Source organism: Pseudoalteromonas sp. G5_S1_14_S5, assembly GCF_054968605.1.
The window spans coordinates 13729-31284 of the sequence record NZ_JBQKUM010000001.1 but is presented as its reverse complement, the minus strand read 5'-3'; the positions used below and the strand labels follow the sequence as shown (position 1 = coordinate 31284).

The following is a 17556-nucleotide window of genomic DNA, read 5'->3' as shown; positions in this document are numbered from 1 at the left end:
ATACCTATTTTTTACTCTTATTTTTCCTTATATAAATCCTCAACATTAGACAGGAGTAAGCAAGTGAGAATTTGGCTTGTTGCATTAACTTCTTTGATTTTTCTTGCGGGCTGTGAGCAGTCAAGAGAGCAAGTGCATTTGAGTGGTCCAACGATGGGCACGAGTTACAATATTAAATACATCAATGGTGATGAATTTCCTGAATCTAATGAAGTTCATAATGAGATCGACCGCTTACTTGAAGAAGTGAACGATCAGATGTCGACATACCGTGAAGATTCTGAGTTGAGCCGCTTCAACCAATACAGAGGTGCTGACGGATTCGAAGTGTCTGAACAAACAGCAACGGTTGTGAAAGAAGCGATTCGTTTGAACGCTCTTACTGAAGGAGCACTGGATGTAACGGTTGGTCCTTTGGTTAATTTATGGGGCTTTGGTCCTGAAGCCCGCCCTGAAGTTGTACCATCTGATGAAGAGCTAGCGGCTCGCAAGGCTAAGATTGGTATTCATCACCTTAGCGTTGAGGGGAATATGTTGAAGAAAGACCTACCTAACCTGTATGTCGATCTATCAACCATTGCGAAAGGCTGGGGCGTTGATGTAGTCGCAGATTACCTAGATTCTATTGGTATCCACAATTACATGGTTGAAGTCGGCGGCGAAATTCGCCTGAAAGGTTTGAACCGTGAGAATGTAGGCTGGCGCATCGCAATCGAAAAACCAAGTGTTGATGAGCGTAATATCCAAGAGATCATCGAACCGGGTGACATGGCTATCGCAACCTCTGGTGATTACCGTAACTATTTTGAACGTGATGGTGTTCGTTACTCACACATCATCAACCCTGAAACAGGAAAGCCTCTTCACCACAAAGTGGTTTCTGTAACAGTTTTAAACTCGTCTTCAATGACTGCAGACGGTTTATCTACAGGCCTTATGGTCTTAGGTGAAGAGAAAGGAATGGAAGTCGCAAACCAACATAACATCCCAGTGTTCATGGTGGTAAAAACAGCAGATGGCTTTAAAGAAGTTGCTTCTGAAGCATTTAAGCCATACTTAGGTAAATAAGGTAAGCGAGATAATTATGAATACATTTCTGATTACATTTGGTGTTTTTCTAGCTGTGATTACAGCGATGTCGATTGGCTACATTATTCAAAAGAAAGTAGTTAAAGGTAGCTGTGGCGGCTTAGGTGCTGTTGGTATTGATAAAGTATGTAACTGCCCAGAGCCTTGTGATGCACGTAAGAAGCGTGAAGCTCGTGAAGCTTACCGCGAAGAAAAACTGGCTGAGCGTCAGCAAAAAGAAGCAGCTTGGAATAAAGATCGTATTGCTTAGTTTCTATGGACGATTAGATATTTATATTCCCCAAATAAAGATTAATCTATTGAATAGTAAATTTATTTGGGGAGATCGTTTGTTAAAAATTCAATATTAAATAAATCCTTTTTAAGTTTATCTGTTGGAAGTTAGTCTATTTTTCGTTATCTAGTTGAAAGTTGTTACGGGCGAAGATGACTTGGTTTTTACCTTGTTGTTTTGCGGTATAAAGTAATTTATCTGCTGCTTTGATCTGCTTATCTAAAGGGGCCTGAAGATCAGTCGCTCCAATACTTACGCTCACTTTGATGTTGTTTGAATTATGACAAATCTCATAGTCTTCAATAGCACTTCTCATTGATTCTAATGCTTCTACAAATTGTACGAATGGTCCACTTGTTAAAATACAAAACTCCTCGCCACCAAAACGAACGGTGAGATCGTTTGTAAAAAATTTCTTAATTATTCTTCCAACCTCAATCAATACAGCGTCACCTGCATCATGCCCATAAGTGTCATTTACGTTTTTAAAGAGATCAATGTCCATCATTGCAATATTTCTTTTTGAGGGTATTGTCGGGAGTTGGCTGAACATGTAGCGGCGGTTCCATAGACCTGTGAGAGCATCCTCGTTAGCATGGCGAATTAGTTCATTAGTGGCCTCTTTCATATCAAGGATTTGGTGGATACGGCAGAAAAACTCCTCTTGATTGAAAGGTTTGTAAAGAAAATCATTGGCACCAGCCTTGAGAAATCGAGCTGTCAAAGTGCGATCGTCACTTCCAGAAAGCCCGAGAATTGCGAGTTGGTTACGATCATGGTTCTTACGGATTTCGTGGGTCATTGAAATACCATCTTTGTTTGGCATATCATGATCAGTAACAATAATAGTAATATCGTTATTTTTATTGAGAACCCTTAATGCGTGGGCACCATCTTCCGCTTCTATTGTTTGAATATATTGGTGTTCAAGGAGTTGAACGATATATCGCCGTACAACTGTAGAATCATCCACAACCAGAGCTTTGTGGTTTCGATTATTTGAAATCCGTTTAATTAATGGAAGTAAATAACTAACAGGGGAAAAGTTGTCTTTTAGGATGTAGTCTATAACCCCCTTTGCTAGAACAGCTTCCCTAAGTGTATTATTGAATATGCGTGTGAGTACAATAATCTTCTGTTGATAGCTGAGTACAACATCGATAATTTCGCCGTCTTGACCATCAGGTAAACAGTAATCCAAGACAGTGCATAAAAAGTTTGTTTCTCGTTCTAAAATAATTTGAGCTTCTGCGACAGATTGAGCAGTTTCAACTTCGTAGCCTGCATTATTCAACTGTTGGTACAAGTAGTTTCTGAATGTTCGACTATCCTCTACTACCAGTATCTTTTCTTTCAAAATTGATTCCTACTTGTACACTATATTTATCATTAATAATAATATCAGAATACGGTTAATTATTGAAAATTATCATAGTTAGTTGGGTTGGAGGCTATTTAAAATCGAGTAATTATTAAGTATACTGTTTTTATATACAGTTTCGAGATTGAGTTACTGGTTAATGTGTAGTGCGGGGACCAAGAGAAAGTGAGAAAAATAATCCATGTCGATATGGACTGTTTTTACGCGGCTGTAGAAATGCGAGATACTCCGGCTTACCGTAATCGACCGTTAGCCGTAGGTGGTCATGAAAAGCAGCGTGGTGTGCTCAGCACATGCAATTATGAAGCGCGTCAGTTTGGTGTTCGTTCGGCCATGCCGACAGCTAAAGCGCTACAACTCTGCCCTAACTTGTTAGTTGTGCCGGGAAGAATGTCGGTTTATGTCGAGATCTCTAAAAAGATCCGTGAGATTTTCTCTCGGTATACATCTGTGATCGAGCCGTTGTCCTTGGATGAAGCATTTCTTGATGTGACCGACTCAAAGCAGTGCCATGGCTCTGCAACACTTATCGCTGAATCGATTCGTCGTGATATTTGGAATGAACTCAACCTAACAGCGTCTGCCGGTATTGCTCCTATAAAGTTTTTGGCGAAAGTAGCTTCGGATATGAATAAACCTAACGGGCAATTCGTTATCCCTCCACAAGACGTACAAGCGGTAATCGATGAACTACCACTTGAGAAGATCCCTGGCGTCGGCAAGGTGAGTATTGAAAAGCTTCACCAAGCAGGTTTTTTTATCTGCAAGGATATAAAAGAGTGTGACTATCGCGACCTACTACTTAAATTTGGTCGTCAGGGCGCCTCACTGTGGAAGCGCAGCCATGGTATCGATGAGCGAGGAGTCATTGTCGAACGCGAGCGAAAATCTGTTGGGGTTGAGCGAACCTTTACCCAAAACATATCGACTTACGCTGAGTGTTGGCAGGTGATAGAAGACAAGCTGTTTCCTGAACTTGAAACTCGATTGGAAAAAGCGAGCCCAAGCAAAGCGATCATCAAGCAAGGTATTAAGCTTAAATTCGCTGATTTCCAGCAAACTACTATTGAGCACATTCATGCTTCTCTTGACCGAGAGCACTTTAAAGAGCTGTTAAGTGAAATACTAAAAAGGCAGCAAGGGCGAGAGATACGCTTACTAGGTTTGAGTGTGATGTTGCAGCCCAAAGACCAAATGCGTCAGCTGAGCTTTTTCTAAATACAGAGGTTGGCGAGTGCTTTTCATAAAAACCGACTCAGCTTTTTGGCTTCGTCGGTTTTTATCGTTTAGAGTTATCTTGGAAGCTGTTTTACGCGCTCTAAGGTGTTGGCGAAAGGTTGTTGCTCTAACTTTCCGTAGCCAGCCATTTTGCTTGCTTTGAGTTTGGTCGAAAGTGGTGTGGCGATTCCACAAAGAAAACGAGTGATGGCTTCATCGGTTATCAGTTGTTGGCTTGCTGAAATAAACTCATGAATCCATGTCATGACTGTCTCATCATCGATTGATTCAACATCAACGCTTGGCAAGGTTGCTACTTGACCGCGACATACGGAGCAGTGACCGCAGGCTTTTGGCGCTTCGTTGTCTGCAAAGTAGCTTGCTAGGCGCGAGCTTAGGCAGGAATCAGCCTCAAAGAAGCTCAGCATTTGATTAAGACGATTTATCTCGCTGTTCTCTTTTCCTTTAAACAAGTCAGTGAGTCGCTCAGACAACTGCAACATCTCTTCAGAAGTATTGTGGATCGCGTAAACATCGGTGATCTGTTTACTTTCGAGTGCAATCCAGCCCTGCTCATTAAAGTAATCGATAGCAGCAATTACGCGTTGACGATCAGCTTGGAAGTGAGTCCAAAGTGCTTCGAAGTCAACCTGGCACCAAACTTTCGCTTGCGGAGAACACTGGAAGACCGCTTCAACAAAGTTACGACGTTCGCCTTGGAATTGCTCGCAGATCTGCTGTTTAGGGCGAATGAACTTAAATTTGTAGTCCGCAAAGTAGCTGTACTTCGGCTCAATCACGCCTTCAATTTCGAGGTAAACCAGCAGTGTTTTAAGCGGCAGCTGGCGAATGTTAGATTCACGCGAAAGTTGGTTAAGCATGATTTCCCATTGATTAGCGCCAGATGGCCCAATGTTTTGGTTTTCGTAGATCTCTTTCAATACTGTTTGGATGGATATGTTGTCCGGTGTATCGCCAAACACGAAGTTCTCAAGCGTGCTCAAGCCGTGTTTGTTAGCTAGTAAAATACACTCAGAAGCTTGTCCATCACGGCCAGCTCTTCCTATCTCTTGTGAGTAGTTCTCTATCGATTTTGGTAAGTCAAAATGAATCACTCGGCGGATATTTGATTTGTCTACACCCATACCAAATGCAATCGTCGCCACAATACAGTGCACGTCATCATTCATGAATTGTTGTTGAATGGCATCTCTATTTTCTGGTTTAAGACCGGCGTGATAAGCCACAACGTTAACCCCAGCATTGCGGAGCTGTTGAGCAACCATCTCTGCCGTTTGTTGCAGAGTGACATAGACAATTGTGGGTGCTTGCGCCGCTTGGTTGACCACATTACATAAGCTTTCTAACTTATTAGCTTGTTCGCATGGCTGAATAGATAGGTCGAGGTTTTGACGATAGAAGCCTGTCACCACAACACGATCTTCATCGATATCGAACTTAGACTTCATATCTTGAATAACAGATGTTGTGGCGGTCGCTGTGAGCAGCAGCACCTGTGGAATATTAAGCTGCTTTTGATATTGAGGCAGCTTAAGGTAGTCTGGTCTGAAGTTGTGACCCCATTCCGAGATACAGTGCGCTTCATCGACCACAAGCAACGAGATAGGCACTTGGGAAATAAACTGGCGAAAACGTTCGTTCTTTAATCGCTCTACTGAGATCATCAGTATCTTTGTGTCACCATTGCGTACGGATTGCATCACTTGCTGGGTGGTTTGCCTGTCTTGGCTTGATTCGATTGCAGCCGCGCTGATGCCTTTGCTGTGTAGGAAAGAGAGTTGGTCTTTCATCAAGGCGAGCAGTGGTGATATCACCAAGGTAAGGTGGGGCAACTCTAAAGCGGGTAGCTGATAACAGAGTGATTTCCCCGAACCTGTCGGGAATATTGCCGCTGTCGAGTGACCAGATAGAACATTATCAATGACTTGCTTCTGTCCGTTTCTCAGTGAATCGAATCCGAATACTTGTTTTAGCTTCTGCTCAATCATTTGTGTTCTACCTGAATTTATAAGTATTGTCTTGATGCTAAAGCGAGCACTGATTGATGATAGCGTCACTTGAAGTATCAAATCTCTTGCACCTAATTGTACCTAATTCTATTCTGTAGCTCCTATAGAAAAGCACCCCAATAGTATGAATAAGTCTGAGCTCCGCCAAATAATCTTAGATCAACTTGAATCCCGACTACGTATCGCGCAGTCCGCGACACAGCGCGCTATTGATGCTGCGACTGATGAAGAGACGGTACCTGAACACAAGTACGATACGTTGGCGTTAGAAGCCTCGTACCTTGCTCACGGACAAGCGGTTAGGGTGCAAGAGTGCGAAGAGGATATTCAGTGTTACCGAAACCTAGTTTTACGTGACAGTGAGAGGGTAACAGTTAGTAGCTACGTTGTGGTGATTGACGAGCACGATCAAAATAAGCATTTTTTCATGGGGCCAAGAGTCGGTGGGCTTTCTGTTACCTGGAACGGTAATGAGGTATCTATTGTGACGTTGAATGCGCCGTTTGGTCGGGCGCTTATGGGCAAAGAAGTCGGCGACGAGATTGAGTTTAGCGTTGCTGATAAACCGTTTTGTTACGAAGTGGTTTCTATTGATTGAGCCCCGGGTAAATTGATATAAACCTTGCCCTGACAAAGAAGTATAAACTCGGGGGTATAGTAATCTGGCAGATTGATGAGAGGATGTTATGAAAAGCAATGTATTTATGAAAAACAGTGTATTAATTGCATCGTTAACAGCGGCGATCTCTGTTGTGAGCCTGCCAACATTTGCAGCTCAATGTCGAGTTGATTTGAAGAATGAGTTGCGAATCGATGACCAAAAAGTCGAAATTCATCAGGTAAATGGTGATACAGCCTTATTCGATGATAAGAACGATCTCTATATCCATGGCGAGAAAGTTGAGCTTGATGCTGACCAACAAGCAGCGATTGAAAAATATCGCGAGAGTATGAGTGAGTACATACCGCGAGCTAAGCAGATGGCGAGCGAAAGTCTCGCATTAGCCAATGATGTGATTGACGATATTGCTGTCAGCTTGGACTCTCCAGAATCGTTTGATAACGTAAAAGAGTCGATGAAAATGTTTTTCGCAGACCTAGAGGCCCGCTATTACAAAGACGGTGAATTGGTTTTGCCTGCAGACAGCTTTGAGTCGATGGCCAATGGTTGGTCTGAAGATTTCGAAAAGGCTAAAGAGATCTTTAATCAAGAGTTTATCTCTAGTGCTTTTAATGCCATGTCAGAAAAGATGAAGCAAGAAGGCGGACTCAACCTGACGGAATTGACAGACAGCATGGCTGAACTCAAACTGAAAGTTGAAGAGCGAATGAAGCAGCACGCTAAGCAGATGGAAGAAGAAAGCGCAGAGTTCTGTGATTCTCTTGATGAGATGGCGGAACAAGAGCAAGAACTGCATGAAATTATTCCAAACTTAAAAGATTATCAAGTATTCACGATTTAATTCTAGTCTTGTGATGGATAGCAAGAGCACCAGTTGGTGCTCTTTTTGTTTGTATTGTTTACCCCACGCTCAATACCTGATTTGGTTTTGGGGTGTTCTGATAATCCTTGTATTTATGGTAATGGGAAGCTATTGAACTGGGTTTTTGTTAATTTAGTGGTTCTAAATAGCGCATTGATTGTAAAAATTAGAGAATTGTTCATTTATTGGTTGTGTCTACCATTACTTTTTATTACTGTACTACCCAACTAGTTCATTGATTCTTTGTGCGAGCAATATGGACCAACAATCTTCTTCTTCAAGAGAGCTGTTTAGTTCTCGTTTAGGCTTTATTTTAGCTGCGGCTGGTGCTGCTGTTGGCTTAGGTAATATTTGGGGTTTTCCGACTCAGGTAGCGAGCAATGGTGGTGGCGCCTTCCTACTGGTTTACCTGATCATGATTTTCGTGGTTGCGTTCCCTATGCTGGTGGTTGAAATGGCGATTGGTCGTCATGGTCAAGCCAACCCAGTTGATAGCATGCGTTCACTGACGAGTAATCCATTAGGAAAGAAGGCCGGTGAATTTGTTGGTTGGATTGGGTTAAGTGTCCCAAGTGCCGTATTGGCTTTTTACAGCATTGTTGGTGGCTGGTTGATCTGCTTCCTAATTGGCGCAGTCGCTGATCTTATTGGTTTAGAGGCGGCTGCTGATTGGTTTAAAGGCTTCAGTGTTGAGCGTAATGTATTTGGTACTGTAGCGTTCTACGTACTAACCATTCTTATTGTACAGGGCGGTGTTAAGCAAGGTATCGAGAAGTGGTCGACGCGCTTAATGCCAGCGCTGTTTGTTTTGTTCGGCTTGTTGTTCGTGTACATCATGACTCAAGCTGGCGCAATGGAAGGCTTGAAGCATTACCTAGTGCCTGATTTTGAAAAGGTGTGGGACAGAAAACTGATTTTAGCGGCGATGGGACAAGGCTTCTTCTCGCTAACGATTGGTGGCTGTTCAATGTTGGTTTATGGATCTTACTTAAGTAAGAGAGAAAACCTGCCAAAAATGGCAATGAACGTGACGCTGGTTGATACCGCAGTGGCTTTTATTGCTGGTTTAGTGGTAATGCCTGCAATGTTTGTTGCGATGCAAAAAGGCGTACAAATCTATGCAGAAGATGGCTCGCTGTTAAGCTCTGACACGCTAGTGTTCACGGTTCTACCTTTGATGTTTGATAGCTTAGGTGTACTTGGTCAGATCTTCGCAATTGTTTTCTTCTTGTTGCTAACCATTGCTGCGTTGACGTCTTCTATCTCAATGTTAGAAGGCCCGGTAGCGTTAGTGAGCGAGCGTTTTAATACTAGACGTACGCCAACAAGTTGGGTGATTGGTGGTGCAATCGCGCTATTTAGTGTGGTGATTGTTTACAACTTTGCTGCGATGTTTGGCATGGTTGCGATGATAGCGACACAGTACCTACAGCCAATTGCTGCATTGATGTTCTGTCTGTTTGGTGGATGGGTGTGGAGCCGAGCTTCAAAAGTGAAAGAGCTTGAGCAAGGCTGCCCGGACTTTCAACTTGGCTGGTTTGGTAAGGTTTGGCCGATGTATGCGAAGTTCGTGTGCCCAATCTTAGTGGCAACGGTCATCTGGGCTTCTTTCGGTTAATTCGCCGTTATTGTTCACTTGTCTATCGTTTAGGCCTGAATGTACCAAAGCCGCTCTCATAGAGCGGCTTTGTTGTATCTGAATGGGTTTGTTGATAAGAAAAAGGCGCATTCCCGAGGGAATGCGCCTTTGAAACTTAGGAGATAAGTACTCGCTTACTTGATTTCCATACCTTGTGCTTGCAAGTCTGCATGGTAAGAAGAACGTACAAACGGACCACATGCTGCGTGAGTGAAGCCTAGCTCAAGAGCAATCTCTTTTAGTTCGTCGAACTCTGAAGGCGGCACGTAGCGTTCTACTGGTAAGTGGTGGCGGCTTGGTGCTAGGTATTGACCAAGAGTCAGCATAGTTACGCCGTGCTCACGAAGGTCTTTCAGTACTTGAATGATCTCTTCTTTGGTTTCACCAAGGCCCATCATAACGCCAGATTTTGTTGGGATGTCTGGGTGCTGCTCTTTGAACTTCTTCAGTAGATCAAGAGACCACTTGTAGTTCGCACCTGGACGCGCTTTACGGTATAAGCGTGGCGCTGTTTCCAGGTTGTGGTTGAAAACATCTGGTGGATTGTCTTTCAGTAGCTCTAGTGCAACGTCCATACGACCACGGAAGTCTGGAACCAGCGTTTCGATACGAATGTTTGGGTTTAGCTCGCGGATCTCACGGTTACAGTCTGCAAAGTGCTTAGCACCACCGTCGCGCAAGTCATCACGGTCAACTGAAGTGATTACTACATACTTCAGTTTCATGTCTTGAATTGTCTTCGCCAGTTTCTTCGGCTCTTCTGCTTCAGGAGCAACTGGACGACCATGGGCAACATCACAGAACGGGCAGCGACGTGTACAGATAGCGCCAAGAATCATAAACGTTGCAGTACCGTGGTTGAAACACTCGGCTAGGTTAGGACAAGACGCTTCTTCACAAACTGAGTGCAGGTTGTTTTTGCGCATTGCTGACTTGATTTCTTGGATACGATGGCTGTCTGAAGGAAGTTTAATCTTCATCCATTCTGGCTTACGTAGTACTTCTTTCTGTTCAGCAGGCATATTCTTTACGGGAATTAATGCCATTTTGTCAGCGTCACGATATTTAACGCCTTTTTCCATTTGGATTGGTTTGCTCATGATTTTATGCTTCTGCTGTAATGTTACTGGTGGCTTGAATGTCTACTTGGTCATAGCCGAGCAGCTCTACGAGCTCTTGTATTAACTGTTGCTCAACGTTCTCTAATTCACTTGGTCCGCCTAGCTGGCTTACTTGTACCATTTCCATACCTTGGTAACCACATGGGTTAATGCGTAGGAATGGGGACAAGTCCATATCGACGTTCAATGCTAGCCCATGGAATGAGCAACCACGTCGAATTCGTAATCCGAGTGAACAGATTTTCTTGCCATCGACATAAACACCAGGAGCGTCAGGTCGGGCAGCTGAATCTATATTGTAAGCTTTCAGAGTGTTGATTACGAGGTTCTCAATATGAGTAACCAAATCGCGCACTCCGAACTTCTTGCGGCGGATGTTAATCAGAAAGTACGCCACTAACTGACCTGGGCCGTGATAAGTCACTTGGCCACCGCGATCGCTTTGTATCACAGGAATATTGCCAGCATTTAATACATGCTCAGCTTTGCCTGCTTGTCCTTGAGTGAAGACTGGGTTGTGTTCAACCAACCATACTTGGTCTACGTCTTCTTCTGTGCGTTCGTCTGTGAACTTATGCATGGCTTTCCATACAGGTTCGTAATCCTGACGGCCTAATTTTTTTACGATTAGCTTATTTTGCAAAGCGGCACTCCCTCAAGGATTAATAAAGTGAACGTATTATAAACGCGAAACATGATTCTAACTACAGATGGACTGCAAGGTTTTTCAACTTTCTTTGTATTTATTTAAAATTAAGTTGAATGAATTTGACCGCAATAGGGTGCTATAAACAAAAACAGCGGCAATAAGCCGCTGTTTTTCATGCGTAATCGAGGATTACAGAACCATACGAACGATTTCGATCTCGCCTAGTTCTTTGTATAGCGTTTCCACCTGCTCAATTGAAGTCGCTGTGATGTTGATAGAAACAGAGTGGTAGTTACCCTTTGCACTTGGTTTTAGTGTTGGGCTGTAGTCACCAGGAGCATGACGCTGGATCACTTCTAGCACTAGTTCAGTCAGTTCTGGCTTAGCGTGGCCCATTACTTTGTAAGTGAATGAACAAGGGAACTCTAAGAGGTCTTTTAGTTTTGCATCAGAATTGATGTTCATGATTAGCTCCAAAAGGCTAGACTCTCGCAAATTGGCGGAAGTCGATAAAAAGCGTGTTCGGTCAGTAGACTCGAGTAATAAGGCGGAATATTACGTGTAAATATCACCGAACTCAAGATCTACAAAAGCCGCACATGGCGGCTTTTTTTTCACTAAAGAGTAAATAATGAACTTACTCATTAGGTTAGCTTTCCTACAAGCCAAGGTTTTGTTTAGAACAAAACCTTGGACTTAATTAGAATAAACCTTTGAATAGCAATACTAGGTAATCCCATAGGCGGCTAAATAGGCTGCCTTGCTCTACGTTTTCAAGTGCTAGTAGTGGGTATTCCGCAACGTCTTCACCATCAACTTGGTAGAAAAGTTTACCAACAACATCACCTTTGCTGATTGGCGCTTCTAGCTCTTTCTCAAGTACAAAGCTCGCTTTAAGATCTTTAGCTTGGCCGCGAGGCAGAGTTACGAAGGTATCTTCATCAACCCCCAGTGCTACCGTATCTTTGCTACCCATCCAGATTTTTTCTTCTACGAAAGTTTCACCTGCGGTGTGTGGTGCCACTGTTTCGAAGAAGCGGAAGCCATAGCTAAGTAGCTTTTTGCTTTCTGTTTTACGAGCGTTGGCATTTTTAGTACCCATCACAACCGCAACTAGGCGCATTTTGCCTTCTGTTGCTGAGCTTACTAGGCTGTAACCGGCATTGCTTGTGTGGCCTGTTTTAATACCATCAACGTTCATGCTCTTGTCCCACAACAGACCATTACGGTTGTATTGGGTGATGCCGTTGTATGTGAATTTTTTCTGTGAGTAGATACGGTACTCATCTGGAACGTCACGAATTAGCGCCTGACCAAGCAGTGCCATATCGTAAGGTGTTGAGTATAGGTTCGGGTTGTCTAGACCGTGCACGTTCGCAAAGTGCGTGTCTTTCATGCCGATAGAGCTTGCCCATGCGTTCATTAGGTCAACGAATGCGTCTTCTGAGCCAGCAATGTGCTCAGCCATTGCAACACAAGCATCGTTACCTGATTGAATGATGATACCGCGGTTCAGTTCTTCAACTTTAACCGTTGTGCCAACTTCAACGAACATTTTTGATGAATCTGGGAAGTTTTTAGCCCAAGCATTTTCACTGATTACAACATCGTCGTTTAGGTTGATGTTACCACGCTCAAGTTCTTGACCGATTACGTAGCTCGTCATCATCTTGGTTAAACTTGCTGGAGAAAGTTGAGTATTCATCTCTTTCTCTGCTAGTACTTTGCCTGAATGGTAATCCATCAGAACAAAACCTTTAGCGGCGATTTGTGGTGCATCAGGAACAACAATTGGAGCAGCGAATGACGATGTAGCTATTGTTGCTGAAAGCGCAACAGAAGTAGCAAAAATCGTTTTAACAAGTTTATTAGATTTAATCATTTTGAATGCAATTATTTGGTGAACTATTCATATCTTACCAGAATCACTCTGTCACACCAGAGCGCTGAGTACCAGAGGTTACTGTCAGATTAATTAGCGAGTTAGCGTGTGCTTCTTGATATAAGCAGAAGGGTAACCCATCAGCTTAACTTGTTCTAATTTCTCTTGAGTCAGAGCATAGTCATGAAATGGCCCAAGCATCAGTCGGTATTGATCATCATTTGGCTGCAAGAAGCTTGCTACTGCTAGCTTTTCGCTGAGACCTTTGGCTAACTTCTCCGTTCTGTCTTCATGTTGCGATGTTGCGACTTGAATAATAAATTGTGGCAAAGCTGCCTTTTTCTTAGCGTCAGTTGGCATTGCCACCTTGATTACTTCAATTTCAACATTTGCAGTGCCAGTCCTTAAGACATCGAGCTTGTAAGCTGCCGCATAGCTGAGGTCAATGATTCGCCCTTCATGGAATGGACCGCGATCATTAATACGCACAATCGTTGTTTTGTTGTTGTCGGTATTAGTGACTTTTACATAGCTTGGAATAGGCAATGTTTTGTGTGCCGCTGACATCGAATACATATCGTAAATCTCACCATTCGACGTCAAATGACCATGAAATTTTTTGCCGTACCAAGATGCCTTGCCTTTCTCGGTGAACCCCTCGGTTTCCTTTTCGATTTTGTAGTCTTCACCGCGCAGAGTGTAGTCACTGTTACCACCTAGGCTGTAGGGTTCGTATTGAGGGTGTGCGTCCTCTAAATGCTCGACCGAGATAGGGGCATCAGGCGCAATATCAGAATCAATATCGTAACGGCCACTTGGCTTTTGCGAAGCGCAGCCGTTGATTAAGAGCGCTAAGCCTACCATTGAGACAATTTTTTTAATTGGCAGCTCATCAACTAAAGATGTTTTTTTTGAAAATTTTGTAATAGACATCGATTAGGTCGCCTTTGAGAATGCTTTTCTGTGTGTGTGAATCGACATTAAAATACCAAAACCAGCCATTAGGGTAACCATAGAGGTACCGCCATAGCTGACCAAAGGAAGAGGCACACCTACAACCGGTAGAATGCCACTTACCATGCCAATATTTACAAAAATATAAACGAAGAAGCTCAGTACAATACTGCCGCCCATCATTCGACCAAAGGCTGTTTGCGCTTGGCTTGCGAGGTACAAACCACGTCCAATAATAAACAGATAGATAGCAAGTAAGAACAAGATACCTATCATGCCCCATTCTTCGGCGATAACTGCGAAGATGAAGTCAGTATGGCGCTCAGGAATGAATTCTAGTTGAGACTGAGTCCCTTGTAGCCAGCCTTTTCCGGAGATACCGCCTGAACCTATCGCAATCTTACTTTGAATGATGTGGTAACCTGCACCTAATGGATCGGATTCAGGATCAAAAAGGGTTCTTACACGCACCTTTTGGTATTCACGCATTAAAAAGAACCACAGAATTGGGATAAATGCGCCTAAGGCGACAGCAGCACTGGCAATGATTTTCCAGCTAATACCTGCTAGGAATATCACGAAGATCCCCGATGCCGCGATAAGGATAGAGGTGCCTAAATCGGGCTGCTTAGCGATTAGAATGGTTGGTACAAATACCATAACCAGCGAGATTGCCAAGGTTTGGAATGTTGGTGGTAGTGAACGCTTACCAATAAACCTCGCCAGCATCAGAGGTACGGCGAGTTTTAAGAGCTCTGAGGGCTGGAATCGAACAAAGCCAAAATTAAGCCAGCGCTGCGCACCTTTGGAGGCTTCGCCAAAGAAAAGTACGCCTAGTAGCAGAATAACGCCGCCAGCGAATAGCACTGGGGCTAAAGTCTCATAGGTACGTGGTGATATCTGAGCTAAGAAGATCATTACGCCCAAAGACAGTGCCATACGCATCGCCTGGCGATCCATCATCGCTAGGCTCTGTCCACTCGCGCTGTACATGATTAATAAGGCAAAGCCCATTAAAGCTAGAATGCCGAGTAATAGTGGCAGATCGATATGGAGCCTTTCAAATAAGGCTCTGTTTCGTCCTGTTGAAGGGTCAAGTTTCATTATTTTATTGGCTCGCTTTGATAATCTTCTGCAAGGATAATGTGGTCTAGAATTCGTCGCACTACTGGAGCGCCGTTAGAAGAACCACCACCGGCATTTTCTAGAACAATCGTAACAACGGCCTCTGGATCTTCAAGCGGTGCATAGCCAGTAAACAATGCGTGGTCACGTAGGTGCTCAGCGATTTCATCGGCGTTGTACTCTTCATCTTCTTTCAGACCAAAGACTTGTGCTGTACCTGACTTACCTGCGGTAACGTAAGACATATTTTGGAATGAGCGTCTTGCTGTCCCTTTTTTACCGTGGTTAGCCAGCTTCATACCTTCTTGAGCGATATCCCAGTACTTCTTCTTAACGCCTGTTAGTGGCGGGTAAGTTTCAATGTCCGACATAACTTGCTCATTGAATGGGTGACCGTTTTCAATGGTGGCACGTAATAGGTGAGGTGCTGTTACCTCGCCCTTATTGACCAGTACAGAGGTCGCTTTTGCAATCTGCATCGGTGTGGCCGTCCAGTAGCCTTGACCGATACCTACAGGGATTGTGTCACCTTGGTACCATGGCACACGGTGTCTGGCCATTTTCCAGTCTCGGGTTGGCATGTTGGCTTTACTTTCTTCGTAAATGTCGATGCCTGTGTAGTCGCCAAATCCAAACATCATCATCCATTTGGATATGCGGTCTATACCTAGGTCATACGCGATCTGGTAGAAGAAAGTGTCCACCGACTCCTCGATGGCTTTTACGATATCGACTTTACCGTGTCCCCAACGTAACCAATCTCGGAATGGTCGAGTTTTAGAGTTCGGGATCTTCCAATAGCCAGGGTCATTACGTGTGGTATTTGGAGTAATGACACCTTCTTGTAAAGCTGCAACGGCCATAAACGGTTTGATTGTTGATGCTGGTGGATAGATGCCAAGTGTGGTTCGGTTTACCAGAGGGCGGTTCTTATCCTGAAGCAGTGCGTTATAACCTTTAGAGGAAATGCCATGTACGAACGCATTAGGGTCATAGCTCGGGCTTGAAACCATCGCTAATACGCCGTTATCTTTTGGATCCAATACAACTGCAGAACCACGACGACCATCGAGTAGCTTATGAACGTAAAGCTGAAGGTTGATATCCAGGTTCAGTACAATATCTTTACCCGGAACAGAAGGAACAAATTTGAGCGTGCGAATCACTCGCCCGCGGCTGTTGACTTCAACTTCTTGGTAGCCGGCTATGCCGTGTAGCAAATCTTCGTAATAGCGCTCGATACCGAGCTTACCGATATCACGGGTCGCTTGATAATTCGCATCTTTTTCTTCGCGCACCAAGCGCTGCATATCACGGTCGTTGATTCGAGAGACATAGCCAATAACGTGAGTAAGCACATCACCGTAAGGGTAGAAGCGCTTTAAAGTACCTGTAACTTCAACGCCTGGGAATTTGTGTTGATTCACCGAGAAGACAGCAACCTGTTCTTCTGTAAGCTGGTTAAGAATGGGCACTGATTTAAAGCGTCGTGAATTACGGCGCTCAAGGTTAAACCGTTCAATACGCTCTGGTGGGATCTCAATTAACTCTTGTAGACGTACAAGTGTGTCGTCCATATCTTTAATTTTTTCTGGTGTGATTTCTAGGTCGAAAACCGGACGGTTCTCGGCAAGAAGTACACCGTGTCGATCGTAAATCAAACCGCGGTTTGGTGCGATTGGCACTACCTTAATACGGTTGTCGTTAGAGCGAGTTTTATAGTCTTGATATTGGTTGACCTGAATGTTGTACAGGTTACTAACCAACAAGGACATCATGACTATGATGCCTGCAAACGCAACAAAAGCACGACTAGTAAATAGTCGTGCTTCTGCTTTGTAATCACGGATTTGGCTACGTTTACGTAACATTAACGCTTATTCTCGATGATAAGGGTGGTTAGCAGTAATGCTCCAAGCTCGATACAAGCTTTCAGCCATGATAACGCGTACTAATGGGTGAGGGAGAGTAAGCGCAGACAGAGACCAACTTTGGTCCGCGGCCGCTTTACATGCAGGTGCTAATCCTTCAGGCCCGCCAATCAGTATAGAAACATCACGTCCATCTAGCTTCCAGCTTTCTAATTGCTCAGCAAGTTGTGGTGTGTCCCACTTTCTTCCTGGGATATCTAGAGTGACAATTCGGTTGCCTTTTGGCACTGCTGCCAACATGGCTTCGCCTTCTTTTTGAAGAATACGAGCGATATCAGCGTTTTTACCACGCTTACCTGCCGTGATTTCAACGAGCTCTAACGGCATGTCATGAGGGAAGCGGCGTTTATATTCGTTAAACCCTTCTTCAACCCACTTCGGCATTTTGGTGCCAACCGCGATTAACTGGATCTTCAACGTCTAGCCCCAAAGTTTTTCTAGTTGGTACAGTTCACGATGCTCTTCTTGCATAACGTGCAGCATGCTTGTACCCATATCTAGTACAACCCATTCGCCTTCTTGCTGACCGTCCATACCAAGAGGTTCAAGACCGGCTTTCTTTACTTCGTCAGCAACATGCTGAGCAATTGAAGCTACGTGGCGTTTAGATGTACCAGTACAAACGATCATGTAATCCGTCACACTTGATTTGCCTTCTACATCGATGGTCACAATAGATTCTGCTTTCATATCGTCAGCTTTGTCTGCAAGAAAGTTTTTTAGTTCTTCACGTAACACTGGGTGTTCCTTAAATCTGAATTTGGTTCTACTAAGATCAT

General features: G+C 43.9%; 17 protein-coding genes. 6 read left to right on the top strand and 11 right to left on the bottom strand.

The window, feature by feature from the left end; translation table 11 throughout:
* The first annotated feature begins 63 nt into the window (after positions 1–63).
* Both ACTRWI_RS00140 and nqrM read left to right on the top strand, forming a co-directional pair.
* Positions 64–1068 (top strand): FAD:protein FMN transferase, encoded by a 1005-nt coding sequence (locus tag ACTRWI_RS00140; protein ID WP_499128267.1) that lies wholly within the window; start codon positions 64–66, stop codon positions 1066–1068.
* Positions 1069–1084: 16 nt separating this feature from the next.
* Positions 1085–1339, top strand: coding sequence for a (Na+)-NQR maturation NqrM (gene nqrM, locus ACTRWI_RS00135; RefSeq protein WP_004737624.1), 255 nt, complete (start codon positions 1085–1087; stop codon positions 1337–1339).
* Positions 1340–1475: 136 nt separating this feature from the next.
* Here the strand turns inward: nqrM and ACTRWI_RS00130 are convergent, their stop codons facing one another.
* On the bottom strand, positions 1476–2720 hold the full coding sequence (locus ACTRWI_RS00130; protein WP_499128265.1) for a diguanylate cyclase: 1245 nt from the start codon (positions 2718–2720) through the stop codon (positions 1476–1478).
* Positions 2721–2909: 189 nt separating this feature from the next.
* On the opposite strand from ACTRWI_RS00130, the gene dinB reads away from it, so the two are divergent.
* Positions 2910–3962: a DNA polymerase IV gene (dinB, locus tag ACTRWI_RS00125; protein ID WP_499128264.1), complete on the top strand. Its 1053-nt coding sequence runs from the start codon at positions 2910–2912 to the stop codon at positions 3960–3962.
* A 74-nt stretch (positions 3963–4036) separates the two neighbouring features.
* Here dinB and ACTRWI_RS00120 read toward each other — a convergent pair whose 3' ends face one another.
* Positions 4037–5971 (bottom strand): RecQ family ATP-dependent DNA helicase, encoded by a 1935-nt coding sequence (locus ACTRWI_RS00120; RefSeq protein ID WP_499128262.1) that lies wholly within the window; start codon positions 5969–5971, stop codon positions 4037–4039.
* A 145-nt stretch (positions 5972–6116) separates the two neighbouring features.
* Here ACTRWI_RS00120 and ACTRWI_RS00115 point away from each other — a divergent pair, with 145 nt between their 5' ends.
* The 3 genes from ACTRWI_RS00115 to ACTRWI_RS00105 all read left to right on the top strand — a co-directional run bounded on the left by ACTRWI_RS00115 (position 6117) and on the right by ACTRWI_RS00105 (position 9094).
* Positions 6117–6590 (top strand): GreA/GreB family elongation factor, encoded by a 474-nt coding sequence (locus ACTRWI_RS00115; protein WP_499128260.1) that lies wholly within the window; start codon positions 6117–6119, stop codon positions 6588–6590.
* Between the two features lie 106 nt (positions 6591–6696).
* On the top strand, positions 6697–7455 hold the full coding sequence (locus ACTRWI_RS00110) for a YggN family protein (RefSeq protein ID WP_499128258.1): 759 nt from the start codon (positions 6697–6699) through the stop codon (positions 7453–7455).
* A 277-nt stretch (positions 7456–7732) separates the two neighbouring features.
* Positions 7733–9094, top strand: coding sequence for a sodium-dependent transporter (locus tag ACTRWI_RS00105; protein ID WP_499128256.1), 1362 nt, complete (start codon positions 7733–7735; stop codon positions 9092–9094).
* A 155-nt stretch (positions 9095–9249) separates the two neighbouring features.
* Here ACTRWI_RS00105 and lipA read toward each other — a convergent pair whose 3' ends face one another.
* The 9 genes from lipA to rsfS all read right to left on the bottom strand — a co-directional run bounded on the left by lipA (position 9250) and on the right by rsfS (position 17515).
* Positions 9250–10215, bottom strand: coding sequence for a lipoyl synthase (gene lipA / locus ACTRWI_RS00100; RefSeq protein WP_004737631.1), 966 nt, complete (start codon positions 10213–10215; stop codon positions 9250–9252).
* Positions 10216–10219: 4 nt separating this feature from the next.
* Positions 10220–10816, bottom strand: coding sequence for a lipoyl(octanoyl) transferase LipB (gene lipB / locus ACTRWI_RS00095; RefSeq protein WP_499128439.1), 597 nt, complete (start codon positions 10814–10816; stop codon positions 10220–10222).
* Positions 10817–11074: 258 nt separating this feature from the next.
* On the bottom strand, positions 11075–11350 hold the full coding sequence (gene ybeD / locus ACTRWI_RS00090) for a DUF493 family protein YbeD (protein ID WP_004737633.1): 276 nt from the start codon (positions 11348–11350) through the stop codon (positions 11075–11077).
* 235 nt (positions 11351–11585) lie between these two features.
* Positions 11586–12767 (bottom strand): serine hydrolase, encoded by a 1182-nt coding sequence (locus ACTRWI_RS00085; RefSeq protein ID WP_499128245.1) that lies wholly within the window; start codon positions 12765–12767, stop codon positions 11586–11588.
* Positions 12768–12860: 93 nt separating this feature from the next.
* Entirely contained in the window at positions 12861–13700 is an 840-nt protein-coding gene (locus tag ACTRWI_RS00080) for a septal ring lytic transglycosylase RlpA family protein (protein ID WP_499128243.1), read from the bottom strand.
* A 3-nt stretch (positions 13701–13703) separates the two neighbouring features.
* A complete protein-coding gene (gene rodA, locus ACTRWI_RS00075; RefSeq protein WP_499128242.1) occupies positions 13704–14825 on the bottom strand; it encodes a rod shape-determining protein RodA in 1122 nt (373 codons plus the stop codon).
* Positions 14825–16717, bottom strand: a complete 1893-nt coding sequence (gene mrdA / locus ACTRWI_RS00070; RefSeq protein WP_499128241.1) for a penicillin-binding protein 2 — start codon at positions 16715–16717, stop codon at positions 14825–14827. The genes rodA and mrdA overlap by 1 nt, the downstream gene beginning before the upstream one ends.
* Positions 16718–16723: 6 nt before the next feature.
* Entirely contained in the window at positions 16724–17194 is a 471-nt protein-coding gene (rlmH, locus tag ACTRWI_RS00065) for a 23S rRNA (pseudouridine(1915)-N(3))-methyltransferase RlmH (protein WP_004737638.1), read from the bottom strand.
* A gap of 3 nt (positions 17195–17197) precedes the next feature.
* A complete protein-coding gene (rsfS, locus tag ACTRWI_RS00060; protein WP_499128239.1) occupies positions 17198–17515 on the bottom strand; it encodes a ribosome silencing factor in 318 nt (105 codons plus the stop codon).
* Between the last annotated feature and the right edge of the window lie 41 nt (positions 17516–17556).

Excerpts from the sequence above, each read along its gene's own strand:
- ACTRWI_RS00080 (WP_499128243.1), bottom strand. The coding sequence starts at position 13,700 with ATGTCTATTACAAAATTTTCAAAAAAAACATCTTTAGTTGATGAGCTG.
- rodA (WP_499128242.1), bottom strand. The coding sequence starts at position 14,825 with ATGAAACTTGACCCTTCAACAGGACGAAACAGAGCCTTATTTGAAAGG.
- ybeD (WP_004737633.1), bottom strand. The coding sequence starts at position 11,350 with ATGAACATCAATTCTGATGCAAAACTAAAAGACCTCTTAGAGTTCCCT.
- mrdA (WP_499128241.1), bottom strand. The coding sequence starts at position 16,717 with ATGTTACGTAAACGTAGCCAAATCCGTGATTACAAAGCAGAAGCACGA.
- ACTRWI_RS00120 (WP_499128262.1), bottom strand. The coding sequence starts at position 5,971 with ATGATTGAGCAGAAGCTAAAACAAGTATTCGGATTCGATTCACTGAGA.
- ACTRWI_RS00105 (WP_499128256.1), top strand. The coding sequence starts at position 7,733 with ATGGACCAACAATCTTCTTCTTCAAGAGAGCTGTTTAGTTCTCGTTTA.
- nqrM (WP_004737624.1), top strand. The coding sequence starts at position 1,085 with ATGAATACATTTCTGATTACATTTGGTGTTTTTCTAGCTGTGATTACA.
- lipB (WP_499128439.1), bottom strand. The coding sequence starts at position 10,816 with ATGCATAAGTTCACAGACGAACGCACAGAAGAAGACGTAGACCAAGTA.
- ACTRWI_RS00110 (WP_499128258.1), top strand. The coding sequence starts at position 6,697 with ATGAAAAACAGTGTATTAATTGCATCGTTAACAGCGGCGATCTCTGTT.
- ACTRWI_RS00085 (WP_499128245.1), bottom strand. The coding sequence starts at position 12,767 with ATGATTAAATCTAATAAACTTGTTAAAACGATTTTTGCTACTTCTGTT.
- ACTRWI_RS00115 (WP_499128260.1), top strand. The coding sequence starts at position 6,117 with ATGAATAAGTCTGAGCTCCGCCAAATAATCTTAGATCAACTTGAATCC.
- lipA (WP_004737631.1), bottom strand. The coding sequence starts at position 10,215 with ATGAGCAAACCAATCCAAATGGAAAAAGGCGTTAAATATCGTGACGCT.